At 37.4% G+C, this 23,331-nt stretch carries 24 protein-coding genes; 13 read left to right on the top strand and 11 right to left on the bottom strand.

Going from position 1 to position 23,331, the window contains the following annotated elements; genetic code table 11:
• Positions 1–528: 528 nt before the first annotated feature.
• Both ACTBZY_RS23630 and ACTBZY_RS23625 read right to left on the bottom strand, forming a co-directional pair.
• Positions 529–852: a hypothetical protein gene (locus tag ACTBZY_RS23630; protein WP_463048870.1), complete on the bottom strand. Its 324-nt coding sequence runs from the start codon at positions 850–852 to the stop codon at positions 529–531.
• A 441-nt stretch (positions 853–1,293) separates the two neighbouring features.
• Positions 1,294–3,003: a GMC oxidoreductase gene (locus ACTBZY_RS23625; protein WP_463048869.1), complete on the bottom strand. Its 1,710-nt coding sequence runs from the start codon at positions 3,001–3,003 to the stop codon at positions 1,294–1,296.
• Positions 3,004–3,148: 145 nt separating this feature from the next.
• Between ACTBZY_RS23625 and ACTBZY_RS23620 the strand changes: the two genes are divergently transcribed.
• Both ACTBZY_RS23620 and ACTBZY_RS23615 read left to right on the top strand, forming a co-directional pair.
• Entirely contained in the window at positions 3,149–3,637 is a 489-nt protein-coding gene (locus ACTBZY_RS23620; protein ID WP_463048868.1) for a heme-binding domain-containing protein, read from the top strand.
• 190 nt (positions 3,638–3,827) lie between these two features.
• Entirely contained in the window at positions 3,828–4,730 is a 903-nt protein-coding gene (locus ACTBZY_RS23615) for a prohibitin family protein (protein WP_463048867.1), read from the top strand.
• Positions 4,731–4,822: 92 nt separating this feature from the next.
• Here ACTBZY_RS23615 and ACTBZY_RS23610 read toward each other — a convergent pair whose 3' ends face one another.
• Complete coding sequence (locus ACTBZY_RS23610) at positions 4,823–5,647, bottom strand: hypothetical protein (protein ID WP_463048865.1); 825 nt, start codon at positions 5,645–5,647, stop codon at positions 4,823–4,825.
• Positions 5,648–5,873: 226 nt separating this feature from the next.
• On the opposite strand from ACTBZY_RS23610, the gene ACTBZY_RS23605 reads away from it, so the two are divergent.
• On the top strand, positions 5,874–7,040 hold the full coding sequence (locus tag ACTBZY_RS23605) for a sigma-54-dependent transcriptional regulator (protein ID WP_463048864.1): 1,167 nt from the start codon (positions 5,874–5,876) through the stop codon (positions 7,038–7,040).
• A 107-nt stretch (positions 7,041–7,147) separates the two neighbouring features.
• Positions 7,148–8,644, top strand: coding sequence for a YfcC family protein (locus ACTBZY_RS23600; protein WP_463048863.1), 1,497 nt, complete (start codon positions 7,148–7,150; stop codon positions 8,642–8,644).
• Here ACTBZY_RS23600 and ACTBZY_RS23595 read toward each other — a convergent pair.
• Positions 8,641–9,399 carry a hypothetical protein gene (locus ACTBZY_RS23595; protein ID WP_463048862.1) on the bottom strand — a complete coding sequence of 253 codons (759 nt, stop codon included), beginning with the start codon at positions 9,397–9,399 and terminating at the stop codon, positions 8,641–8,643. The two genes, ACTBZY_RS23600 and ACTBZY_RS23595, sit on opposite strands and share 4 nt — an antisense overlap.
• Before the next feature lie 122 nt (positions 9,400–9,521).
• Here ACTBZY_RS23595 and hemB point away from each other — a divergent pair, with 122 nt between their 5' ends.
• Positions 9,522–10,505 carry a porphobilinogen synthase gene (gene hemB / locus ACTBZY_RS23590; RefSeq protein ID WP_463048871.1) on the top strand — a complete coding sequence of 328 codons (984 nt, stop codon included), beginning with the start codon at positions 9,522–9,524 and terminating at the stop codon, positions 10,503–10,505.
• A gap of 4 nt (positions 10,506–10,509) precedes the next feature.
• Here hemB and ACTBZY_RS23585 read toward each other — a convergent pair whose 3' ends face one another.
• From ACTBZY_RS23585 to ACTBZY_RS23570, 4 genes are read right to left on the bottom strand one after another with little or no spacing between them, the layout of a single operon-like run.
• On the bottom strand, positions 10,510–11,484 hold the full coding sequence (locus ACTBZY_RS23585; RefSeq protein WP_463048861.1) for an AAA family ATPase: 975 nt from the start codon (positions 11,482–11,484) through the stop codon (positions 10,510–10,512).
• A gap of 56 nt (positions 11,485–11,540) precedes the next feature.
• On the bottom strand, positions 11,541–12,362 hold the full coding sequence (gene prmC / locus ACTBZY_RS23580) for a peptide chain release factor N(5)-glutamine methyltransferase (RefSeq protein ID WP_463048860.1): 822 nt from the start codon (positions 12,360–12,362) through the stop codon (positions 11,541–11,543).
• A gap of 52 nt (positions 12,363–12,414) precedes the next feature.
• Positions 12,415–13,197: a 3-keto-disaccharide hydrolase gene (locus ACTBZY_RS23575; RefSeq protein ID WP_463048859.1), complete on the bottom strand. Its 783-nt coding sequence runs from the start codon at positions 13,195–13,197 to the stop codon at positions 12,415–12,417.
• A 50-nt stretch (positions 13,198–13,247) separates the two neighbouring features.
• Complete coding sequence (locus ACTBZY_RS23570; RefSeq protein ID WP_463048858.1) at positions 13,248–14,294, bottom strand: patatin-like phospholipase family protein; 1,047 nt, start codon at positions 14,292–14,294, stop codon at positions 13,248–13,250.
• A gap of 141 nt (positions 14,295–14,435) precedes the next feature.
• Between ACTBZY_RS23570 and ACTBZY_RS23565 the strand changes: the two genes are divergently transcribed.
• A complete protein-coding gene (locus ACTBZY_RS23565) occupies positions 14,436–15,179 on the top strand; it encodes a glycosyltransferase family 2 protein (RefSeq protein WP_463048857.1) in 744 nt (247 codons plus the stop codon).
• On the opposite strand, the gene ACTBZY_RS23560 is transcribed toward ACTBZY_RS23565, so the two are convergent.
• Positions 15,172–15,615 carry a transcription elongation factor gene (locus ACTBZY_RS23560; protein ID WP_463048856.1) on the bottom strand — a complete coding sequence of 148 codons (444 nt, stop codon included), beginning with the start codon at positions 15,613–15,615 and terminating at the stop codon, positions 15,172–15,174. The genes ACTBZY_RS23565 and ACTBZY_RS23560 overlap by 8 nt on opposite strands.
• Positions 15,616–16,854, bottom strand: coding sequence for a glutamate-5-semialdehyde dehydrogenase (locus ACTBZY_RS23555; protein WP_463048855.1), 1,239 nt, complete (start codon positions 16,852–16,854; stop codon positions 15,616–15,618).
• A gap of 121 nt (positions 16,855–16,975) precedes the next feature.
• Between ACTBZY_RS23555 and ACTBZY_RS23550 the strand changes: the two genes are divergently transcribed.
• The 4 genes from ACTBZY_RS23550 to ACTBZY_RS23535 all read left to right on the top strand — a co-directional run bounded on the left by ACTBZY_RS23550 (position 16,976) and on the right by ACTBZY_RS23535 (position 20,781).
• Complete coding sequence (locus tag ACTBZY_RS23550) at positions 16,976–18,457, top strand: DUF4301 family protein (protein WP_463048854.1); 1,482 nt, start codon at positions 16,976–16,978, stop codon at positions 18,455–18,457.
• Between the two features lie 150 nt (positions 18,458–18,607).
• Positions 18,608–19,225, top strand: coding sequence for a hypothetical protein (locus tag ACTBZY_RS23545; RefSeq protein WP_463048853.1), 618 nt, complete (start codon positions 18,608–18,610; stop codon positions 19,223–19,225).
• Between the two features lie 127 nt (positions 19,226–19,352).
• Positions 19,353–19,904, top strand: a complete 552-nt coding sequence (locus ACTBZY_RS23540; protein ID WP_463048852.1) for a hypothetical protein — start codon at positions 19,353–19,355, stop codon at positions 19,902–19,904.
• Between the two features lie 37 nt (positions 19,905–19,941).
• On the top strand, positions 19,942–20,781 hold the full coding sequence (locus tag ACTBZY_RS23535; protein ID WP_463048851.1) for a sugar phosphate isomerase/epimerase family protein: 840 nt from the start codon (positions 19,942–19,944) through the stop codon (positions 20,779–20,781).
• Between the two features lie 23 nt (positions 20,782–20,804).
• Here ACTBZY_RS23535 and ACTBZY_RS23530 read toward each other — a convergent pair whose 3' ends face one another.
• Positions 20,805–21,446 carry a TIGR04282 family arsenosugar biosynthesis glycosyltransferase gene (locus ACTBZY_RS23530; RefSeq protein WP_463048850.1) on the bottom strand — a complete coding sequence of 214 codons (642 nt, stop codon included), beginning with the start codon at positions 21,444–21,446 and terminating at the stop codon, positions 20,805–20,807.
• 47 nt (positions 21,447–21,493) lie between these two features.
• Here ACTBZY_RS23530 and ACTBZY_RS23525 point away from each other — a divergent pair, with 47 nt between their 5' ends.
• From ACTBZY_RS23525 to ACTBZY_RS23515, 3 genes are all read left to right on the top strand, one after another.
• Complete coding sequence (locus tag ACTBZY_RS23525; protein ID WP_463048849.1) at positions 21,494–21,862, top strand: Rid family detoxifying hydrolase; 369 nt, start codon at positions 21,494–21,496, stop codon at positions 21,860–21,862.
• Between the two features lie 49 nt (positions 21,863–21,911).
• The gene (locus ACTBZY_RS23520; protein ID WP_463048848.1) at positions 21,912–22,841 is read left to right on the top strand and encodes a hydroxypyruvate isomerase family protein; all 930 of its coding nucleotides are present in this window, start codon (positions 21,912–21,914) and stop codon (positions 22,839–22,841) included.
• A gap of 73 nt (positions 22,842–22,914) precedes the next feature.
• Positions 22,915–23,331 (top strand): hypothetical protein (locus ACTBZY_RS23515; RefSeq protein ID WP_463048847.1); only part of this gene is annotated, 417 nt, incomplete at its 3' end.

The following is a 23,331-nucleotide window of genomic DNA, read 5'->3' as shown; positions in this document are numbered from 1 at the left end:
TTTCAATGCGAAAATCAAAGCTTTTAGATCTAGGTTTAGAGGTGTCAGGAGTATTGAATTCTTCCTTTTTAGACTATGTCAAATTTATGCTTAAAGAACTCATCCCCCAGATTTTGCTCTTGACCCTTTATGAGGTCTAGAGTGCTGCCAATTTACGATGTAGAGATAGGACACAGAACGGCTTCTATGTGTAATATTGGAAATATAAACCTACGAACTAGGAGCAGAGCTAGAATGGCACCCAAAACGAGGCAAATTCAAAAATAATGCAGAGACCAATGCCCTTTTAAATGGGAGCGGAGCATGGGATTTTAATTTGGGATAATTGACTCGTTTGAATCAAATTATCATCGATGGAAAGTGGGGAGTTTTTTTTAACTATTTCGTATTGAGGTAAGTATGTAGCGATAGTCTTTAAGTGATTACTTTTGAAACGATGCTTTTTTTTCTTAATACAACTTGTCTGAATTCAAGACTATGAGTTTTAAAAAATCAGTAAAATTATTTGCAATGAATTTTACCGTTCCGTCAAATTCGTTCTTGAATCCATAACCTAGATAAATTTTGTTGTCTTTTTTTGAAAGTCCAATCCAAGGACTGTTCAACATAAAATCGAACGAATTCATCACTATATTCAAGGTATTCGGAAATTATTTTTTTGTGATTCCAGATTTGTTGCCTTTCAAAACTACAATCTTCTTTATAGCCGTTTGCTGAATTGTAGAATTTGACAAAATCATAGGGAAACTTATAGACAGTGATTTTTTCTAGTTTATTCAAATCGTTTGAACAAAATCCAAGATTTAGAGGAATATCGAGTTCTTTTAGTTCATTAATTAACTTAGGTGTCATTTTTTTGTTTCAGTAGATCGAGCGTTAAACGTAATAATCGTTTTCCAAAATAATAGGCACTAGTAGCTTATTTAAAACTTGCTATTTTCTCAGTTATGTTTTTGCGTAGAGAAGAATTTATGTCCTTAACTGTTTTGTTGCTTTGAATAAGGCGTGAGTCACCTAATCCACTCACTATTCTTCCCAACGAGCACAAAAGGCTTCTTCATTCTAGCTTCAATGAATCTGCTTGTGTTTTTATGGTTGTATTTGTCAAAGAATCCAAAAACAAAAACGTCTACTGTTAAGTATAGGCACGCTTATGTTAGTCTCTACCAAAGCTAAATCACCATGTTGTCACCTTGTCGCCATTCAGAATAGAATAAACGTGACATACTAATTTTTCTGATTTATGAGAAGTTTTAATATTGCCACTTTAAAGTTCTTTTAGCCTTTTGATAATTAAGAAAATTCCTTCAACCCAAAATCCACCGCCCTTGCTGTCAATGCCATATAAGTTAAGGAAGGATTTACATAACTGCTACTGGTCATGCACGCTCCATCGGTTACAAAAACGTTTTCACAGCCCCATATTTGGTTGTTTTTATTGAGGACAGAGGTCTTTGGATCGTGCCCCATTCTGGCAGTGCCCATTTCATGTTTTGATAAACCTAGCGGAGGTTTTTCGCTTCGGTAAGTGCTTACGTTTTTGACGCCACAAGCCTCCAGAATCTCTCCAGCGGTTTGTTCCATGTCTAAACGCATCTTCATTTCATTTTCCTTAAATTCAGCATCAAAAACTATTTTAGGAATACCATATTTATCTTTTTGACTTTCATGTAGATACATTCTGTTTTCTTCATAGGGTAAACATTCTCCAAAAGAACTCATACCAGCTCCCCAACCGCCTACTTCAGACATACTTTCCTTAAATTCCGCACCGAAACTTGGTTGCCCGGCAGTATTTCCTTTGGCTCTATTGGCGTAGCCCTGATAATCAAAACCTCTGACGTAGTCTTGTTTGTCGCCATTGATATTTCTGAATCTTGGTATAAAAAAGCCAGCTGGTCTTCTGCCGTAATAATACTTATCTAAAAAGCCATCTACCTCTCCTCTGGCACCCACTCTTGAGTGATGGTCCATAAGGTTTTTGCCTAGCATGCCGCTCTCGTTTCCTAAACCATTCGGATGCCTGTCGGATTTTGAATTGAGCATAATTTGTGTAGTAGCTATGGTGGAAGCATTTAGGAAAAGTATTTTGGAGAAAAACTCTGAGCTCTCCATGGTTTCGGTGTCTATCACCTGTACACCTTTTGCTTTGCCAGAAACGTCGTCTAGAATAACCTCGCTTACCACGGCATTGGTGAGTACGGTTAGGTTTCCTGTTTTCATAGCGGCAGGATATGCTCCAGCATTGGTACTATAATATCCTCCAAAAGGGCAGCCTTTTGCACACATGTTTCTGCTTTGACAGTTGGTCCTTCCGAGCGAGCGTTGCTCATCCGTAGGTTCAGTCAGGTGAGCCACTCTGCCTATAGTTATGATGCGTTTATCGCCATATACGTCCACCATTTTTGACTGAAAATCTTTCTCTACGCAGTTGAGCTCAAATGGCGGCTGAAACTCACTATCAGGAAAGTGATCTAAGCCTAAGGCCTGCCCACTCACGCCTACAAATTTTTCTATTTTAGAATACCATGGAGCCACATCATTATAACGTATTGGCCAATCGATGGCTATACCTTCTTTTAAATTGGCCTCAAAATCTTGTGGACCCCATCTTAAAGCTATGCGTCCCCAAAGCAATGATTTGCCCCCAACACCATAGCCACGGTACCAGTCAAAAGGTTTTTCTCTTTCATAAGGATTTTCCTCAAAAGGCATCCAAAACTGGTCGTTTGTTTCATTTATTGGGTAAGAACCTTCGGAAGTCATGTACGGAAACTTATCCTTTATTTCATTTGTAAGCCCGCCATGATGAGGCAGGTTCCAAGGGTCCGTCATGGCATGTGTATAGTCTGAAATATGTTCTCTTTTAGGTCCACGCTCTATCATGAGCACTTTGAGCCCTTTTTCTGCAAGCTCTTTGGCGGCTATTCCGCCGCTCATTCCACTACCTACCACTATGGCTTCATACGTTTGAGTTTCTTTTCCTGAAGAGTTGATATACATCTTTTTTTTATTTCAATTGGGGCGTTCAAATTTACAAATGGATTTCTTTTTTAGAGGTGCTAGTCGTAGTTTAAGCCAAATTTCAAGACCTCTTTTCTATTTGTTCTTATTATTAAGTAGTTTTAGACGCAATAATTCCTTAAAAATGATCAAAAAAATTCTTTTAGCTCTTCTAGCAGTACTTTTTATAATTCAATTTATAAGACCAGAGAGAAATATTTCTGAAAGTATTTCTGTTAATGATATCAGTGCCAAATATGCCGTACCTGAGGCTGTGCATCAGATATTGAAAAAAGCTTGTACCGACTGTCATTCTAATAATACAGTTTATCCGTGGTATGCTAATATTCAGCCTGTGGCTTGGTACTTAGATGATCATATCCAAGATGGCAAAAAGCACTTTGACATGTCTGAATTTTTGGCTTACGAACCATGGAAAGCTCATCATAAATTAGAAGAGTTAGAAGAGGAAGTAGAAGAGAACAAAATGCCATTCGACGATTATGTAAGAATTCACGAAGAGGCAGACTTAACTTCAGAAGAAAAGTCAAAATTGATAGCTTGGTCAAAAGGGATTAGGGCAGAAATGGCAGCTGATAGTACCTTAGATTTAACCCGTCCTAAAAAAGATTAATATAGTATCTAGCTAAGCTTATAAAACGGTAAGCTTTAAGATGATTTTTTCCTGTTTTATAAGAAAATGAGATAAATTCCGACCTTAATTGCTAAAAGCCGTATGAATATGTTAGATTCCCTTTATCCAGTTTGGGTAGTTTGGGCAGTCTTTATTTTGTAAATTGACAATTCAATCAAACGGAAAGAATATGTCATTATTATTATTTTTAGGACTTGCAGCTATTATCGCAAGTTTTGTTCTAAACAACCCTACATCACCGCTTCAGCGGATGTCTGGTGTTATTAGAATTGCTGGCATTGTACTTTTAGCGTTAGGGGCACTGTCTAAGGCTGTTATCCAAATAGATCCAGGTCAAGTAGGTGTTCAAGCTCTTTTCGGGAATGTTCAAGAAGGTACTTTAGAGAGTGGTCTTAATATTGTAAATCCATTGGTGGAGGTGAGGGAGTTTGACATTAAAACTCAAAACTATACCATGTCCGGAATTAATGATGCGGGAAGTAAAGATGGGGATGATGCCATTAAAGCCCTGTCTCAAGATGGGCTTGAGGTTACTATTGACCTAACGGTATTATATAGAATCATACCTTCAAGTGCACCTTCTATTTATAGGGAGTTAGGTACGAGTTATAGAGATTTGATAGTTAGACCAATTGCCAGAACTAGAATTAGAGATTTGGCTGCTAACTATGAAGCAGTTTCGCTTTATTCTTCTAAAAGAGAAGAGTTTCAAGCCAAGATTTTTGAAGCTATTGATAATGATTTCACCTCTAGAGGTTTAGTGTTAGAGCAGCTTTTGGTGCGTAACATCACTTTGCCAGAGTCTGTAAAGAAAGCTATTGAGTCAAAAATAAATGCCGAACAAGATGCTCAGAAAATGGAGTTTGTACTTCAAAAAGAGAAACAAGAAGCGGAACGTAAAAGGGTAGAAGCAAGAGGTATTGCCGATTATCAAGAAATTATCGCATCTACTTTAACTACTAAGCAATTACAATATGAAGCTATTTTAGCTCAGAAAGAGTTGTCATTGTCGCCAAATGCTAAAGTGGTGGTTATGGGAAGTGGTAAAGGAAATATACTTATCAATCAATAATGATTTGATAGATGCCAAAAATTTAGGCCACCCTAGGGTGGCCTTTTTTAAATCTACACTGGATTATTAGTCGTGTAGCACATAATTGACTTTTAGTTACATAAGAATTCGTATGTAACTTTTTTTGTGGTGATTTCCCCATTTCTCTCTGTGGTTATTTCAGAGGTAGTAGGAAGCCCTTTCTTGTTATAATTGTATATGATGCTGGTTTTTTGATCTACTTTGCCATTTTCATCATATATCTTTCCTGAAACTAAGTTGTTTTCACCGAAAAGGCTGAAAAAATTGTTGGCTAATCCTACAAAACCAAGTGCGGCTGTTTTATAAGCTTTAGGATTAAACTGTGGTTTGTCGTCATATTTGTCTCCCACAAAAGCCAGTTTTTCTGGCTCTCCATCAAAGCTTGTATACACCTGACTGACATTGGCTCCATTATAAACGAGTCTGGTATTGCTGGAAAGCTGTTTACCAAATAGCGTTACGGTGGTCACCACTGCAGTAATTTTACCATCACTTAAAACGAAAGCATTTTTCTGTATAGGAATACCAGACATACTAGTTTTGGTCTCGTTTACTCTACCTTTATCATCATAGATATACTCTACTTTTAATTTTTGAGTTTCGTTGTTACTTTCCACTTCCATGGTTTGGATCACATTTTTGGCGTCGTATCTAAAACTCATGGTGGTCTTAGGGTCTTCTAAGCTATAAATTCTCATTAAATTAGATTGTACGTATTCAAAATCCGTGATACTATTGCCTTTATCGTCAACCATTGCTAAGAGTGGACACACCGAATCTCCTCCAAAAGGGTCAACGTCGCCTTTTTTCTTTTTACAAGAAATTACCAAAGGGTAAAGCAGTACTAATAATAAAAATTTGCTTAAAACCTTTCTCATAATCAGTTCTTCCATCATTATTAAATAGATCTACAATAATTGTACCGATAACGTATCTACGTTTAAGCTTTTACAATCTGCCCTAATGTTTGATTGTTTACAATCAATGTGCTTTTTAATAGGTATATGCTGTAAATCATATCATTGCCAAGGTATCCTTTGATAGAAATTTTACTATCTTGCCTCGTAATCTGTGATTTGTTTAGATAGGAATCACATCATATATAATTCTAATGAAACCCCTATGGCAAAAATCCTCGTAATTGATGATGAAAAAAGTATCCGAGATGCTCTGAGAGATATTCTAGAGTATGAAGGCTACCAAGTTGATGAAGCTAAAGATGGTCAGGAGGGGCTAGAGATGGTATTGAGTGCCCCCTATGATGTAGCACTTTGCGACATAAAAATGCCCAAACTAGAGGGTTTGGATGTGCTTCAAAAAGCCAAGGAAGAAGGCTCCATAACACAATTTGTGATGGTTTCTGCCTTTGGAAATGTAGAAAATGCTGTTGAGGCTACTAAAAGAGGAGCTTTCGACTTTATAACTAAACCACCAGACTTAAATCGACTTTTAGTAACGGTTAGAAATGCCATTGAAAAAGCCAACGACGTAGAAGTTATAAAAACGCTTAAGAAACGAGTTTATAAGAAAAACGAAATTGTGGGTGAGTCCGCTATCATCATGAAGGTGAAAGAAACCATTGATAGAGTAGGTCCTACTGAGGCTCGTGTATTAATTACGGGTCCTAATGGTTCTGGTAAGGAAATGGTGGCAAAACAGATTCACGAGAAAAGTAATAGGTTAAAGAAACCGCTTATTGAAGTTAACTGTGCGGCTATTCCTTCAGAACTTATTGAAAGTGAACTTTTTGGTCATGAAAGAGGTGCTTTTACTTCGGCTGTGAAACAGCGTATTGGTAAGTTTGAGCAAGCAGATAATGGAACCTTATTCTTAGATGAGATAGGAGATATGAGCCTTTCTGCTCAGGCTAAAGTTCTTAGAGCTTTACAAGAAGGAAAGATTACGAGAGTAGGCGGAGAAAAAGAAATAAAAATTAATGTAAGGGTACTTTCGGCTACCAACAAAGATTTAAGACAGGCTATTGCGGATAATGATTTCAGAGAAGATTTATTTCATAGACTAAATGTAATTCCAATTCATGTACCTGCTCTGGCAGAAAGGGTAGAGGATATACCAGCATTGGCAGAAAAGTTTTTACAAGATGTAGGCGAAGACTATACAGACCAGCCGCTTAAGCGTTTTTCTCCGGAAGCCATGGAGCAAATGAAAAAACTACCTTGGACAGGAAATGTAAGAGAGCTTCGCAATGTGGTAGAACGTTTGGTGATTATGTGTGGTGAAGTGATTCAGGCAGATGATGTAAAGCTTTACGCTGGAATGGGGCTTTAAGAAGAGATATTTTAAGTATTTTTAAAAGTGAAGTGTTTGATTTAGTTCAATGCTTCACTTTTTTTCGTTCTGGACTGTTATTTAGTATTTCTCAATCTATTTAGTTTATGAAGTCAATAAAGTTTCCTTCGGCTCATACCGTTCTGTTTATTATTGCTGCAGTGGTAGCTCTTTTAACTTGGGTATTGCCTTCTGGGGAATACGATAGACTTGTGTATGATTCGGATAATAATTCATTCAAACAGACGGGAGAATCTAACAGCGAATATCCAGCCACTCAAGAATCTTTGGATAAATTAGGGATAAAAATACCTTTAGAAAACTTTACAGATGGAAGTATTTGGAAGCCCATAGGAATTCCTGGGAGTTATCATGAAACGGCCTCAAAACCACAGGGAATATTGGCGTTTTTTCAAGCTCCGTTAAAGGGTATTGTAGAGTCCATTGATATCATATTATTTGTGCTCATTTTGGGAGGAATGATAGGGGTAGTGCATAGCACCAATGCTTTTGACTCCGGAGTGGCTAGCTTATCTTCTTTGTTAAAAGGTAAAGAGTTTCTATTGATAATCATAGTAACTTGTTTAATGGCGGCTGGAGGTACCACCTTTGGTTTAGCAGAAGAAACCATTGCTTTTTATCCTATTCTAGTTCCCGTTTTTTTAGCAGCAGGGTATGATGCCATTGTAGCGGTGTCTTGTATTTTTATCGGATCCACTATTGGTTTGATGGCAGGTACCACAAATCCTTTTTCTGTAATTATTGCGTCGGATGCTGCGGGTATTAACTGGCTTTTAGGCGTGAATGGTAGGTTATTGATGCTTTTAACTGGAACCATGATATGTCTGTGGTATATTTTGAGATATGCTAGAAAAATAAAGCTAAATCCTAAAAGTTCAATTATCCATGATCAAAAAGAAGAGATAGAAAAGGCTTTCTTTAATAAAAAAGGAAATGTGATTGAGCCCCTGACATTGAATCAAAAAATTGTTTTGGGAATTTTCATTTCGTGTTTTGTTATTATGGTTTATGGTGTTTCTGTACTGGAATGGTGGTTTCTAGAGATGACAACCGTGTTTTTTATAGGAGCGGTATTAATTGGAATTGTAGGGAGAGTCAATGAAATGAAGTTTGTCAAGGCATTTATTTCAGGAGCCAATGATTTATTAAGTGTAGCATTAATTATTGGAATTGCCCGAGGAATCACCGTTTTGATGGAGAATGGTCAAATTTCAGATACGCTCCTTGATGCTGGCTCCGGATTAGTTTCTGATATGCCGAAAGGTATTTTTGTTAATATTTTATACTTCGTTTATGTAGGTTTGTCTTTGTTTATACCCTCTTCTTCTGGAATGGCGGTGCTCACCATGCCAATTTTTGCTCCCTTGGCTGATGTCGTAGGAATAGGGCGTGAAATGATAGTGAACACATACATTTATGGGCAAGGCCTCATGACCTTTATAAACCCTACCAGCATGATTCTGGCATCACTTACTATGGTGAACGTAGGTTATGATAAATGGCTTAAGTTTATTTGGCCGCTTGTCTTGATTTTGACATTACTTTCTATGCTATTTTTAACCTTAGGCGTTTATCTCTTTTAATTAGCAAAAAGGAGAAAAATGGCTACCGCCCCCAAAACAAGAATCCAACTCACAAAGAAGGGTTTCCACGCTTTCCATTTCTCATGTTTATTTAAGTTTTTATACTTTCTGGGATTCTTTTTTGAAATGAGCTTTCTCAAGAAGAATATGCCAGCCGCTAAAACTCCCAAGGAGAGGATATAGAAAACCCATGGCCAAAACACATAGCCAGAACAACCTAGACTACAGGCCATTACTAAACCAAAAAAGGTCAATGGAAGGCTTAATAAAAAGAGAAATCCGTAGAGTATTTTCCTTTTGGTAGAAAAACTCATTTTCTTTTTTTCTTTCTCTCTTATTTTTATCTGGACCTTGTTTTTCTTCATCGTTTCAGCCAGGAGCCCACTCTTCGGGCTAAGCTGCACATCATTAGCTAATATACCATGGCTGTTTCTGTTCGAGTCTAAACTTGAAAACAGGCTACCTGTAAAGAAATATAGAGCCCAAGAACAGCTCATGATCAAGAGGCCATTTTTATAGAAGCTCTTATAATGCCTTCTTTTGGTGTTTTTTCTTATTAAGACATAGACCAATGAAAGGAGTAGAATGCACAATAAAAGATATTCATTGCCGGTAATGGGTGCTATGATGGTTTTTCCAAGGTAAAAAGCAATGGACAATCTTAAAATTTCTGATAAAATTAACAGGAAGCGTGCCGCAATAATGTTTTGAGACGCCCACTTGGAGGCACTGTTATTTAACAGATTAAGATTCATATTTGATATGGAGTTGATACGCCAAAGTAACGCTTAAAACATTGAAAAAGATTTTTTTCTATGCCTTTTGTGTCAACAGGGTATGGCAGTATCCTTATCTTTGTGGAGTGAATAGAGAATATATGCAATTAACACATCGTCCTAGAAGAAACAGAAAAAGTGCTGCCATACGATCAATGGTGGAAGAGACGACACTTTCTGTCAATGATTTCATTTTTCCAATGTTTGTTACGGGTGGAGAAAGAAAGAAAGAAGAGATTAAATCTATGCCCGGAATATTCAGATACTCTTTGGATATGTTACTCGCTGAGCTAGAAGAAGTAGTGTCTTTAGGTATAAAATGTATTTGCCTTTTTCCAAATTATCCAGACGAAAAAAAGGATAAGTATGCCACTGAAAGTATAAAACCTGAAACTCTTTATCTAGAAAGTTTAAGACAGATAAAATCCAAATATCCTGAGTTGGCATTGATGACAGACGTGGCTATGGATCCTTACAGTTCTGATGGGCACGATGGAATAGTGGAAGATGGAAAGATAATTAATGATGAAACGGTAGAGGTGCTATGCCAAATGGCTGTAGCTCAGGCCAGTGCAGGGGCAGATATTATAGGGCCATCAGATATGATGGATGGAAGGATTGGTGCCATTAGAGTAGCTCTGGATGACGCCGGTTTTGAGGATGTTAGTATTATGGCTTATTCTGCCAAATATGCCTCAGCATTTTACGGCCCCTTTAGAGATGCTTTGGAGTCCGCACCCAAGTTTGGAGATAAGAAGACCTATCAAATGAACCCCGCTAATATTAAGGAAGCCCTATTTGAGGCGGAATTAGATTTTGCCGAAGGGGCAGATATGTTAATGGTGAAACCTGCGTTTAGTTACCTTGACGTTATAAAAGCACTGAACGATAATTTTGATATTCCCGTAACGGCTTATAATGTTTCTGGCGAATATGCCATGATAAAAGCCGCTTCCAATAATGGGTGGATAGACGGCGAAAAGGCTATGATGGAAATGCTTATCAGTATGAAAAGGGCAGGAGCCAGTGTGATTCTAACCTACTTTGCCAAAGAGGCAGCGGAGGTTTTAAATCGTAAAGCTTGATCTTTTATTTACCGGCAATTGCCACCGTTTTTAATATCTTTTCAATGATTTGCTCCGTGGTAACGCCATCTGCGTCTGCTTCGTAATTTAAGATAATTCTGTGACCAAAAACATCTTTTACTAGCGGCTTAATGTCTTCTGGTAAAACATAGTCTCTGCCATCAAAGAAGGCGGTAGCCTTGGCGGCGTTGTATAAGGCAATGCCCGCACGGGGAGATACACCAAACTGTACATAATTGGCTTCTAAATCCAGTCCATAATCAGCAGGGAATCTGGAGGCAAATACCAGCTCAATAATATACCGTTCCAGCATATCAGAGATATTTACCTTGTTTATTTCATGACGAATTTGACGGATGTCTTCGGCCGTTAAAATAGTTTGAGGTGTATAATGCCAATCAAGGTTGGTCATGCGTCTTATCACTTCTAACTCACTGTTTTTGTCGAGATAATTCACAAAAACTTTCATCATAAATCTATCTACCTGAGCTTCAGGTAAAGGATAAGTACCTTCCTGTTCTACAGGGTTTTGTGTAGCCATTACAAGAAATGGTCTGTCTAATTGATAAGTTTCAGAACCTATGGTTACTTGTTTTTCTGCCATGGCTTCTAGTAGGGCAGATTGCACCTTGGCCGGAGCTCTATTGACTTCATCTGCTAAGATCAGCTGAGAGAAAATAGGGCCTTTTTTTACTTCAAAATCTCCAGACTTCTGATTGTAAATCATGGTACCTATTAAATCTGCAGGAAGTAAATCTGGCGTAAATTGAAGCCTTTTAAAACCCAAATCTAGCACTTGTGCTAAGGTATTAATGGTTTTGGTTTTAGCTAAACCTGGTACTCCTTCCAACAGGATGTGCCCTCCCGTAAAAAGTCCAATTAATAGTCTGTTAACGAGATAGTCTTGTCCTACTACTACTTTTTGTACCTCTTCAAAAACCGCTTTTATTTTGTCCTGAAGATATTGGTTTTCTGCCATTTAGAATTTTGGAATTTTGTGAAATTAAACAATTCGCTGCGAAAAACGATATTGACCTAGTTTTTAGCCAGTACGAAGCGGTCTTTTTCGTAAAAATCTTGTATTAATGATACGTTTTTATAATGATAAGACTCAAAAAGAGCTTTTGTTTCTGCCCCTAAATAGGCGTTTATTTCTACAGCAATGAAGCCGTTTGCGTTGAGGTGTGATTTGCCATATTTAGCTATAGCCTGATAAAAAATCAATGGGTCATTGTCTTCTACAAAGAGTGCCAGATCTGGCTCATAATTCAATACATTTTCTGCCATCTCAGATTTCTCAAGATTTCTAATGTATGGCGGGTTACTTACTATAATGTCAAAGTTTCCAGAGCCGTAGTTTAGAATGTCGGCTTCTATAAAATGAAGTTGAGCTGCAAGGCTTGTTGCATTTCTCTTGGCAAGGGCCAAAGCGTCTTTTGATACATCTAAAGCGGTTACTTTAGTATTTTCTAATTCTAAAGCTAAGGAAATGGCAATGCAGCCGCTTCCTGTGCCTATATCTAAAACGCTTGGGTTTGTGAATTCCTGAGATTTTATAAGGTCAATTATTTCTTCGGTTTCTGGTCTTGGAATGAGAACATCTTTAGAAACAAAAAACTTTCGATTTCTAAAGTAGGTGAAACCTACCACGTGCTGAAGAGGCTCGTTCTTGTTTAGCCTGTCGAGCTGTTTTTGAAGTAAAATTTTATCTATTTCAACAGCTCTATTGAGCACGATGTCTGTCTTACTTATTTGGTGTGCATCTTCTAACAATAAATAACTAACAGCTTCTTTCTCTTCAATAGAAAGCTGTTCTATACAAAATCTGAATAGGCTATTTGCTTCGGTATTTATCATTAAAAAAGGGAGAGCCTAGGCCCTCCCTGATTATAATATCTTAGAAAAGGGACTATAGCTTTCTTAGCCAAATGTTTCTAAACTGCGTTTTGTTGCCATGATCTTGAAGTGCAATGACATCGTCTCCATGGGCTTCTGTGTACATATGAAGACCAATATAGTTTGTTAAACCAGCTATAGTCGTATTGTTTTGAACCAACACGCCATTATGCAAAACGGTAATTCTTGCTGGTGCGTCTACTCTTCCGTCTGGCTTAAATCTTACGGCGGTGTAAATGACATCATAAGTGTTCCATTCTAATGGTCCACGCATTACGTTAACCAAAGGAGCTACATCTTTATATATCGCACCGGCTTGGCCATTTCTGTAAGTTCTGTTTTGGTAAGAATCCAAAATTTGAAGCTCATATCTTTTTTGTAAAAACAAACCAGAGTTACCTCTTCCCTGACTTACACCTTCTACTTTATCTGGTGCAGAAAACTCTATGTGTAATTGGATATCACCAAATTTCATTTTGGTTTGGATGCCACCGCTACCTGGCTTTACCTCTAAGTGGTCGTTATTTACGATAGTCCATGGTGCTGGTTTTGTGGCATCCAACTGGCTGGCCCATTGGTCTAAGTTACTTCCATCAAATAAAATGATAGCGTCAGAAGGGGCATCCCCAAGAACTTTTGCAGGTGTAACTACTTTGACTTCTGGCTCCCAAATTTCAGTCATTTCCGGCTTCATTGGCATTGGAGAAACCTCTGGTGGGGTGCTAGAGTATTGAGCAAATCCTGATATAGAAGTGGCCATTAAAGCCAATAAAATAATATTTTTCTTATTTGTCATAGGAATAGAGTTTATATAAATTTTGAGCTGCCAAAGTTACAAAGTAATGTTTAATCTTTCACTAAATTTGTACGAGCTAAAAAGTCTTTTACGCCACTTCTGCCGCTGTCCATCATAAGTCTTTTTTCCTCCTCGAGTACTTTTCTCACTCTAGGGCTCATGCCTAAGTCATTGATGAAAATGGTTCTGTGAACATCTTCTGGGTGTGGTGGGTTCACATTTCGCATTAAGATGCTTGATAAGGCAGACATGTAAGAGTTAAAATCGGAGATTTCATACGGAGCTATACCACTTCCATTTTTTACTTCTTGATTAATTTGTTCTTTTCTGTCCAATCTAAAACCTATGGTTTCTTGATTGAAAATGTGCTTTTCTTCATTGACACATTCGTTTAAGAATTTAGTGTCATCAAAAACTTCAATGGGGTAATTCATTAAAATACCGCCATCCACAAATAAGTGGCATCTGTCTTCTGGCGTGGGCTTATCTATAATTTTACCTTCAGGGTTTACCCAGAGAGCTTGATAGTAGATGGGTATAGACATGGATATTCTTACCGCATCTGCGATTCTCATTTTAGGATAAGTTTCGTAAGAGAATATAACCGACCGTTGATTCGACAAATCTGCTCCCACTACATATAAATCTCTAAATGGGTGAGCGTTGGCTAGTCTGTGTAGGTCTTCAAAAGTGAGATTCCTATTTCCTGTTCTGTTATAAATTAAACCTTCTATGGTGGCTAAAAAGCGGTCTCCCTTAAACCAACCATATTCTCCAAGCAGGCGTTTCGCCCCTTTGGGTATAAATCCGTCATCGTTAAAAGTCTCTACGGACGTGCTAGCAATAATCTCTGAAATGTCTTCTGCCGAGTATCCTATGGCTAGTAGGCTTGCTTGTATAGCACCTGCAGAGGTTCCTGCCACGCGTACGATATTCTTTAAAATGCCATTTTCTTCGAGTTCTAACATTGCACCACCATAAGCAATGCCCTTAATCCCTCCGCCTTCCATCACCAAGTTTCGGTAATTAAGGTTTTGCGATTTTGCTTGAAGATGAAACAGTATTAATATGCTGAGAAGTACCTTTCTTAAAAACATGGTTTAATTTAAAGTTTGCCTATTTGTAATAATGTAATTTGGGTAAAAAATGTTTCATTACTTAAACTTATCTTTGCTACGGAAATTGAAGTATTTTAAGATACTCCATATTAGTTCTAGATTTTAATATAGCTACGCTCAATGAAAGTTTCTTTAATTACGGTTTGTTATAATTCGGTAAAGACCATTGGTCATACTATTGAAACGGTTCTAAGTCAAGATTATTCAGATATTGAATATATTATCAAGGACGGAGGATCTACAGATGGAACTTTGGAGCTGTTGAGAAATTATGAAGGAAGACTTAAAGTGGTTTCGCAGCCAGATAAGGGCATTTATGACGCCATGAACCAAGGCCTTGGATTAGCCACTGGAAACGTTATTGGAATCATAAATTCTGATGATTTCTTTCCAGATAATGCGGTTATATCTAGAGTGGTGAATGCATTTTTAAAATCTGAAGTTGACGCTGTCTATGGAGATTTGGAATATGTGGATCCAGAAGAAGTAAGTAAGGTTACAAGAAACTGGAAGGCAAATGAATATGACAAAAACAATTTTTTGAAGGGTTGGATGCCACCACATCCTACTTTTTTTCTAAAAAAGGAATTGTATGAAAAGTTCGGTGTTTTTAAACCTGATTTTAAATCTGCTGGCGACTATGAGTTAATGCTCCGAATGCTTTATAAAGAAGGTGTAAAGGCTTCTTATATTCCGCATGTTCAAATGAAAATGAGGGCTGGGGGGGTAAGCAATATGTCTATAAAAAATAGAATGCGTGCCAATATGGAAGACAGAAGAGCGTGGAAGATAAATAATATCAAACCAAAGTGGTATACGCTTTGGCAAAAACCGCTTTCTAAAGTTTTTCAGTGGCTTAGCTAACCTCCAATACTTTCATGGCCTTGCCGCGAAAATCAAAGTTCTCCCCAGCTTTTTTACCTTTTAAAGCTTCTCCCATAGGGGATGCTAAAGAGGCTACCATCACTTTAATTTTGTCTACTTCAATGACCCCAATGCTCACACTGAGGAAAAAGACACCAATATTTGTTTTGACCAATGCTCCTTGGCCAGCTAACACATAGGAAGTTTCAGGGTTTATAATCGAAAGAATATCCCAGTCTATTTTGGCTTCGTGCCATTGCCTGGTATATAAGTTTAGATCATTATGAGCCATGGCTCTGCTGGTTTCAAATTTGTCTCCAGCAGAGCTTTTAGTATCTTCATTGGCTGCGTTTTGGGCTTCAGCCATTGCTTTTTTAGCTTCGGTAAGTCTTAGTTGTACCTTTTCTCTGGCTATTTCTAATAGTTTTTCTTTCACTTACCTTGTTTGCCCTGTTCCTCTTAGTATCCATTTCTCGGTAACCAGTTTCTCAAGAGCAAACGGTCCTCTAGCGTGTAGTTTCTGGGTAGATATACCTATTTCTGCACCCAAACCAAACTCTTCTCCGTCTGTAAACCTTGTAGAAGCATTATGGTAAACAGATGCGGCGTCTACTTCTCTAATAAATCTTTCTGCTAGATCGGTGTTAGCGGTGATGATGGCTTCTGAATGTCTAGAAGAATTAGCCTCAATATGCTCTAATGCTTCCTCCATGTCGTCCACGGTTTTGATAGATGCTTTGAAGTCTAACCATTCTTTTCCAAAATCTTCTGGCTCTGCTTTTTGTAATGATTCATAGCCATTTTTTTGGAAAATAGGATAACTAAAATCATCCGCAAAAACTTCGACATGGCTTTTTCTGAAACCATCAAGGATTTTAGGAATCAGCTCCTCGGCCACTTCTTTATCTATAATGGCAGTATCTAACGAGTTACATACAGAAGGTCTTGTTACTTTGGCATTTACTATAATAGCTGCAGCCATATCTAAATCTGCCGTTTTTTCTACGTAAGTATGGCAAACGCCAGCACCCGTTTCAATAGTCGGGATTAAAGAATTGGTTCTTACATAATTTATCAAGCCTGCAGAGCCTCGGGGAATGATAACATCCACATATTTTTCTGCTTTCAATAGTTCTTGCGTGTAAGCTCTGTCTGCTGGGAGTAAAGTTACAGCTGCCGTTGGGATATTAAATTCTTCCAAAACCTCATGGATTAATGAAACCAATAAAGTATTTGAAAAATGTGCTTCTTTTCCACCTTTTAAAATAGCCGCGTTTCCAGAACGAAGGCATAGCGATGCGACATCTATGGTTACATTGGGTCTCGACTCGTATATAATTCCAATCACCCCTAATGGATTAGAGACCTTTTGAAGCTTAAGTCCGTTAGGTAGCGTTCTTTCTAATATTACTTCTCCAACAGGGTCTTTCAGTTTGGAGACTGCTCTTAAAGCGTTCGCTAAACCCTGAATACGTACATCAGATAAGAGGAGTCTGTCGTATTTGGGGTCAGACTCTTCCATTCTATCAAGGTCTTTTTTATTTTCAACCTTAATTATTTCTATTGAAGATTCTATTTTAGAGGCTAATTTCAGTAAAATTTCACTTTTCTTTTCTGAACTTAAACCTGCTACTGCTTTTGATGCCTTGCGGCAATTGATAAAAATTTCTTCCAAAACACTGTTATTTTTTTAACAAAGGTCTTAAAAAATACTCGTTCATTTAAGTTTCTGGCTTCATTTCTAAGATTTCATTACTATTTTTAAGGCATTATTCTCTATACATAAACCCTAAAAAATGTTTTCAGAAAAGGATTTAGCACAGATCGAAAAAAGAGGAAGCGATTTAAAAATCGTGGAAGAACAGGTTGAAAACTTCAAAAATGGTTTTCCTTTCTTAAAAGCTCAAAAAGCTGCTACCATAGGAGATGGCCTTATTAAGTTAGATGACCAAGATGTCTCAGAAATGGTATCTTTTTTTGATACACAGGCTTCTAAAAAGAAGCTGTTAAAGTTTGTTCCAGCCTCAGGAGCCGCATCTAGGATGTTTAAGGCCCTATTTGCAGCTAAAGATGAAGGGAGAAAAGATGCAGCTGTAGATACTTTCGTGTCAGAGATAAATCGTTTCGCTTTTTCGGAAAGCTTGAAAAAGGTTACAGGAGGAAAATCAGAACCCCAAGATTTATTAGAGGGTTTATTAAATAGTGATGGATTGGATTATGGTTCATTGCCTAAAGGTTTATTAGAGTTTCATCAGTATGAAGACGGAACCAGAACGGCCGTGGAAGAACATATGGTGGAAGGAGCTGCATATGCCAACAGAAATGGTAGAGTTAGACTCCACTTTACAGTTTCTCCTGAACATAAGAGTAGATTTAAAGCCTTGATTCTGGATGTAAAGAAGAAGTATGAAGAAAGGTATGGGGTACAATTTCTCTTTAGCTTTTCTGAACAAAAGAAGGGTACAGATACCATTGCTGTAAACATGGATAATAGCCCTTTTAGAAAAGAGGATGGCAGTTTATTATTCAGACCAGCTGGTCACGGAGCTCTTTTAGAAAACTTAAATGAGCAGGATGCTGATGTTATCTTTATTAAGAATATAGATAATGTGGTGCCAGATCATCTTAAAGAAGATACTATAAAGTATAAGAAAGCTTTGGCTGGTTTATTATTTAGCTATCAGAAAAAGCTATTCAATTATGCTAAGAGATTGGATAAAACGGAGGTTTCGGACTATACCAGACAAAAGGCCTTGAGCTTTCTGAAATCAGAAATGAATGTAGTACCCCCAAAAGGTTTTAGGAACTGGTCGGCAGAAGATAAATTAGCATATGCCAAAGAAAAAATTAATAGACCTATAAGGGTTTGTGGAATGGTGAGGAATGTGGGTGAGCCTGGGGGTGGCCCATTTTGGGCACAAAATTCTGATGGTTCTGTTTCTCTTCAGATTGTAGAATCAGCTCAAATAAATTTTAGCAATGCTCGTCAAAAAGAGACCTTTGAAAACGCAACTCATTTTAATCCAGTGGATTTGATCGTTTCAACGAAGGATTTTAAAAGAGAGAAATTTGATTTACTTAAATTTAGAGACGCAAAAACTGGGTTTATTACAGAAAAATCTCAGAGTGGAAAATCTTTAAAAGCCCAAGAGTTGCCTGGTTTATGGAATGGAGCCATGGCAAATTGGAATACGCTATTTGTAGAGGTACCTTTAATTACTTTTAATCCGGTTAAAACCGTGAATGATCTTTTAAGAAAAGAACATCAACCGGCTTAATAGTCAGAAATTTGCGGATAATTTGGGTTTAAATTGATTGTATTTTTTAAAGAATTGTACTTTTCGAAGAAATATTGCATTTAATTAATCCATTTGTCTTTTGTCCCATTTGAATTTCCAACATTTGTAACATAATAATTAGTTAAACAAATGACTAAAAAGAAAATAACATTTTCATTAGCAGCAGATATAGTAGGAGATGCTACTTCTGGGGTTTTAGTAGGGGAGTTTAATAATTGGGATACTAGAAATGGTTTTGAGTTAAAGAAAACCAGTGATGGTTCTCTAACAACGACTATTTCACTGGAAACGGGAAAAACTTACGAGTATAGATATCTTCTAGATGATGGAAGATGGGTAAATGATGGAAATGCAGAGGATTATACTTTTGTAGGAAGTTACCAAGTAGATAACTGTGTAATATCTATTCCAGAAGAGGCTCCCAAAAAAGCTAAGGTGGTTAAAAAGGTAGCGGCGAAGCCTGCAACCAAAACGACTAAGGTGGTTGTTAAATCTGATGTAGATGATTTAACTAAAATTGAAGGGGTTGGTAAGAAAATAGCGGAGCTATTAAATAGCGATGGTATTACTACTTTTCAGCTTTTAGGTAAAGCAACACAGAAAAAATTAAAAGAGATTCTTGCCGCTGCCGGTCCAAGATATCAAATGCACGACCCAAAAACATGGGCGAAACAATCCAAACTAGCCGCGGCTGGTAAATGGGAGCAATTGGATATTTTGCAAGCCGAGTTAAAAGGCGGAAAATAATATTATTTCAATAGGGTTGAATATAAAATCCGGAGGCTTTGCCTTCGGTTTTTTTTTGTTTAAGGGCTAGCTAAATTTCGTAATGATTACACTTGCGTATATTTATGGATTAAATTGTTAACCCCAAATGCTCTATAGATTAAAGCACCTGACGTTTTTATCCGTTATATTCTTTTTCTCCTGCGAGAAGGAAGAGACTGTTTTTATGTATAGCGTGGAGCCGGAACTTGAATCTTTTGTAAATGCTTTTTATGCTGAAGCAGACTTGAGAGGTGTTGTTTTACCAAAGACGAATCTTATTGTGGAATTTGGTGAAGTGAGTGAAGAGCTTTGTGGGCAGTGTGAAAGGCCAAAGGGCTCAAAAGAATTACAGCGAAAAGTACTTATAAGTAAGGCATCTTCTTGCTGGGGTAATAGCGTTAACCAAAACAAAGAAGCCTTGGTTTTTCATGAACTTGGGCATTGTCTTTTAAACAGAGAACATAAGGAAGTGTTTTTTGCCGGTGGGGCACCTAAAAGCATTATGGTTAAGGTTTTGGAAGGCCCATATCAACCCTGTGTTTATGTTTTTAATGAAAACCCTATGGCCTGCAATAGGACCATAAGAAGGAAATATTACTTAGATGAGCTCTTTAATGAAAATATAGCTGAGGTTCCTAGTTGGGCAAATCAGGAATAGATTGTACTTTAGTCCTGTTCAACCAAAGAATTAACAAATGAATTTTTCTAGAAAGGATTTTATAAGAACCTTAGGCCTAGGAGCTGTTTCTGCAGCCGGCATGTCATTCAATACATCATCATCCAATATTAAACCTTATGCTCATAAATTACGACTAGGCTTAGCTTCCTATTCGCTGAGAAAGTATAGTTTAGACGAGCTGATAGACATTGTGCAAAGGCTCGATATTAAAGATGTGGCGTTTAAAAGTTTTCATTTGCCTTATGAGGCTTCTCCAGAGGAGTTAAAAAAGATTACTGCGAAGGTAAAGGCTAGAGGAATTAACCTTTATGGGGTAGGTGTAATTTATATGAAAACGCCAGAAGACGTGGAGACGTATTTTAACTACGCCAAAGCCGCAGGTGTAAAAATGATTATTGGAGCTCCAAAGCATGATTTACTTTCCTTGGTAGAGAAGAAAGTAAAAGAAACAGACATCAAGCTGGCCATACATAATCATGGACCAGAAGACGAAATCTTCCCATCTCCAGGAAGTGTTTATGAAAAGATAAAGGGTTTGGATAAGAGAATTGGTCTATGCATTGACACGGGTCATACGTTTAGGTTAAATTTAGATCCAGCTACAGAATTAAAGAAATATAAAGACCGCCTGTTTGATGTACATATAAAAGATATTCATGAACAAATTCCTAAAGGTCAGAATGTGGAAATAGGTCGTGGGAAAATGGATATTGCAAGTATCATGCAGGCATTGATAGATATTGAATATGATGGTGTTTTAGGTCTAGAGTACGAAAAGGATGGTGACCATGCCATTTATGGCTTGGCTGAATCTGTAGGTTATGTTAGAGGAATATTGAGCACTTTAGAGGCTTAATATTTATTCAAACTGCTCGATTTCTATTGAGAAGTCGAGCAGTTTTTAATCTCTAAAAGGTGTTCTACATCCGCTTGCACGTCTACGTCACTTAAAGTTGGAAGGAGGGAGTAGGATAAAGAAAAGTAGTCTAAGGCTTCCTGTGCTTCTAAACATACAGTTTCATGCGACCATCTTTTGTTTAAGAAGGTTTTTTTTAGAACATCGTCCGCATTTATGGCTTGTTTCTTGAAGTTGAAACCAATGCTATAGTAGCCACCATCTTTTGCTGGACCAATGACCGAATCGTAGGTATCCAAAATATTAAAAGCGGAATCTATAATTTCAGTGGTTAAATCAAGGCAGTCACTACCAATAATAACAACCTTCTGTGCACCTGAGTCGTATAACTGCTTAAAGCCTTGGTACATTTTTTGCCCTAAATCTGGATTTTGGTCTTGTAAATGTTTTTGAAACTTCGCATTACTCCATTCGTCGTTATTGTTGACATATTGACTGTAGAAAAGGTGGCGTTGGGCATCTACATTAAGGGTTACTTCTCTCGTGTGAGATAGAAGTAAAAGGTAGATTTCTAGTGCTTTTTCTTTCCCTAAAGTAGCTGCCAATCTCGTTTTAGCTTTGCCGAGTTCAGGATTTTTTATGAAAATAAGAAGAGCGTTTTCCAATACTGTTTAGTTTTGTGAAAGACAGTTTAACATTAATTTATAATACTATGCAAAAACAAATTATATATACGGAAAATGCACCTGAACCGATCGGCCCATACTCTCAAGCCGTATTAATTAATGGTACACTATATGCATCAGGTCAAATAGCTTATGATGCTTCTCTTTCAGGAAGTATTGAAATAGAGGCAGTGCAAGTTATGGAAAATTTAAAAGCGGTACTCGAGACGGCTGAAATGGATTTTAATAATGTGGTTAAGTGTAGCATTTTTCTTAAATCAATGGACACTTTTGGTCAGGTTAACAAAGTTTACGGAAGATACTTCACAGAAAACCCTCCAGCTAGAGAAACGGTTGAAGTGGCTAAATTACCAAAGGATGTTAATGTAGAAATTTCGTTGATTGCGGTTAAATAAGAGTTTTTAAATGTTTATTTTTAAGGAAACAACCTACTGAAATATTGTAATGACAAGCAGAAGAAATTTTATAGCGACCTCAAGCTTAGCGGCTGGAGGTCTTTTTATGGGTGCTAATGAAGCTATGGGAGCATCTTTTTTGAGCAATTCTGATAAACCGTTTAAGTCAAATTTTGCCCCTCATTTTGGAATGTTCCAAAATTCGGCGGGAAAGGATTTTGTGGACCAGATTAAATTCATGCACGAGCGTGGTTTCAGAGCATTGGAGGATAATGGTATGATGGGCAGAAGCTTAGCTGACCAAGAGCGTATCTCTAAAGAAATGACTCGATTAGGTATGCAAATGGGAGTTTTTGTGATCAGTTTCGATAATTGGCCTTTGAAAACTTCTTTGGCTTCTGGAGACGTGGAATGGAAAGAAATTTTCTTAAAAAAATGTAGAGAATCAGTTGCTGTAGCCAAAAGGGTAAATGCCAAATGGATGACGGTAGTTCCAGGGAACTTTGCCAGAGAATTGCCAATGGGCATTCAAATGGCCAATGTGGTAGATGCATTAAGAAGGGCTGTGGATATTTTGGAACCACATGGCTTAACAATGGTTTTGGAACCGCTCTCAGATACACCAGATTTATTTATGCGTACATCAGATCAAACCTTTTTGCTTTGTAAGGCTGTGAATAGTCCATCTTGTAAAATACTTTTTGACATGTGGCACATGCAAAGGAATGAAGGCAGGCTTCAAAGAAACATGGATCTTACTTGGGAAGAAATAGGTTACTTTCAAATTGGTGATGAGCCGGGGAGAAAAGAACCTACTACTGGCGAAATAAACTATAAACACCTTTTTAAGCATATTTATGAAAAGAATGCTAAAGATGACCAAAGATTGGTTTTAGGAATGGAACACGGAAACTTTTTTGAAGGAAAAGAAGGGGAAGAAAAGTTAATAGCGGCTTACAGGTGGTCTGACGATTTTTAAACAGTATCTTTCTTAGGTAAAGAATAATCAGAAAACATATACATCTTAAATTTGACAAAAAACATTTCAAACTATGCAGAACATATTACTTACCAGTCATCACTACTTGGCTTTTATAGCGTTAATCTTAGTAGCTTGGGCTACGATTAATGGCGTTTCTGGCGTTACGTCTGAAAAGGTGTGGGAAGACAAACACAGAAAGATTAATTTATTTGCACTTATAGCTACACATACTATGCTGTTATTGGGTATTGTACTCTTATTCATGGCAATGAGTAACGCAGATATGAGCGGTATAATGAAGAACGCCATTGCTAGAAAGCAATACGTTGAACATCCGATGATGGGTATTTTAGCGGCTATTTTTGTGACCATTGGAAACGCAAAAAGTAAAAAGGGTATTGGTAATGGAAAACGCTTTAAGTCAACATTGATTTTCTTCGGACTGGCTTTAGTTTTCATTTTGAGCCGTTTACCTTTCGAGAAGTTA

The sequence above is a fragment of the Arcticibacterium sp. genome (genome assembly GCF_055134445.1).
The sequence above is the reverse complement of the archived record's forward strand: the minus strand, read 5'-3'. Positions and strand labels throughout refer to the sequence as shown.

Coding starts and splice junctions, on each gene's coding strand:
- ACTBZY_RS23550 (WP_463048854.1), top strand. CDS start 16,976: ATGTTTTCAGAAAAGGATTTAGCACAGATCGAAAAAAGAGGAAGCGAT.
- ACTBZY_RS23520 (WP_463048848.1), top strand. CDS start 21,912: ATGACAAGCAGAAGAAATTTTATAGCGACCTCAAGCTTAGCGGCTGGA.
- ACTBZY_RS23630 (WP_463048870.1), bottom strand. CDS start 852: ATGACACCTAAGTTAATTAATGAACTAAAAGAACTCGATATTCCTCTA.
- ACTBZY_RS23595 (WP_463048862.1), bottom strand. CDS start 9,399: ATGAATCTTAATCTGTTAAATAACAGTGCCTCCAAGTGGGCGTCTCAA.
- ACTBZY_RS23565 (WP_463048857.1), top strand. CDS start 14,436: ATGAAAGTTTCTTTAATTACGGTTTGTTATAATTCGGTAAAGACCATT.
- ACTBZY_RS23625 (WP_463048869.1), bottom strand. CDS start 3,003: ATGTATATCAACTCTTCAGGAAAAGAAACTCAAACGTATGAAGCCATA.
- ACTBZY_RS23545 (WP_463048853.1), top strand. CDS start 18,608: ATGACTAAAAAGAAAATAACATTTTCATTAGCAGCAGATATAGTAGGA.
- ACTBZY_RS23605 (WP_463048864.1), top strand. CDS start 5,874: ATGGCAAAAATCCTCGTAATTGATGATGAAAAAAGTATCCGAGATGCT.
- ACTBZY_RS23610 (WP_463048865.1), bottom strand. CDS start 5,647: ATGATGGAAGAACTGATTATGAGAAAGGTTTTAAGCAAATTTTTATTA.
- ACTBZY_RS23570 (WP_463048858.1), bottom strand. CDS start 14,294: ATGTTTTTAAGAAAGGTACTTCTCAGCATATTAATACTGTTTCATCTT.
- ACTBZY_RS23540 (WP_463048852.1), top strand. CDS start 19,353: ATGCTCTATAGATTAAAGCACCTGACGTTTTTATCCGTTATATTCTTT.
- hemB (WP_463048871.1), top strand. CDS start 9,522: ATGCAATTAACACATCGTCCTAGAAGAAACAGAAAAAGTGCTGCCATA.
- ACTBZY_RS23585 (WP_463048861.1), bottom strand. CDS start 11,484: ATGGCAGAAAACCAATATCTTCAGGACAAAATAAAAGCGGTTTTTGAA.
- prmC (WP_463048860.1), bottom strand. CDS start 12,362: ATGATAAATACCGAAGCAAATAGCCTATTCAGATTTTGTATAGAACAG.
- ACTBZY_RS23620 (WP_463048868.1), top strand. CDS start 3,149: ATGATCAAAAAAATTCTTTTAGCTCTTCTAGCAGTACTTTTTATAATT.
- ACTBZY_RS23575 (WP_463048859.1), bottom strand. CDS start 13,197: ATGACAAATAAGAAAAATATTATTTTATTGGCTTTAATGGCCACTTCT.
- ACTBZY_RS23535 (WP_463048851.1), top strand. CDS start 19,942: ATGAATTTTTCTAGAAAGGATTTTATAAGAACCTTAGGCCTAGGAGCT.
- ACTBZY_RS23615 (WP_463048867.1), top strand. CDS start 3,828: ATGTCATTATTATTATTTTTAGGACTTGCAGCTATTATCGCAAGTTTT.
- ACTBZY_RS23525 (WP_463048849.1), top strand. CDS start 21,494: ATGCAAAAACAAATTATATATACGGAAAATGCACCTGAACCGATCGGC.
- ACTBZY_RS23600 (WP_463048863.1), top strand. CDS start 7,148: ATGAAGTCAATAAAGTTTCCTTCGGCTCATACCGTTCTGTTTATTATT.